The organism is Lactobacillus sp. C449L (assembly GCF_059900815.1).
On sequence record NZ_JBWXGA010000358.1, the window covers coordinates 1 to 420 of the forward strand.

The 420-nt window shown below is 41.9% G+C and carries 1 protein-coding gene; it reads right to left on the reverse strand.

Annotation, left to right across the window (positions count from 1 at the left end):
- A partial coding sequence (locus tag AC2JF9_RS09775; protein ID WP_500727386.1) for an aldehyde dehydrogenase family protein occupies window positions 1–420 on the reverse strand: 420 nt, incomplete at both ends.

Genomic DNA, 420 nt, shown 5'->3' on the forward strand with positions numbered 1-420 from the left:
CTCCTGCTTCTAAGCAGATTTCTCCAAGAATAATCGCAGTAAGAGGAGTTAAGCTTGCTGGTTTTACAACCACGGAACAACCAACCGCAATTGCTGGAGCAATTTTCCATGCAGCCATCATTAATGGATAGTTCCAAGGAATGATTTGCGCACAAACGCCAACAGGCTCTTTTTCTGTGAAATTATGAAACTGGCCTGGCATATTGTTTACTACACCGCGATGGCCAACAATGGCAGCCGCATAAAATTCAAAATCTTCAATAGCTTGGGTTACTTGGCCTTGAGCCGCAGCCAATGATTTACCAGTATCCAAAATCTCTAATTCTACAATCTCATTAAAACGGGAACGCATAATTGCAGCAATTTTGTTCAAAACTTGTGAACGGCGGTTAATTGGGTATTTGCGCCATTTTCCATGAT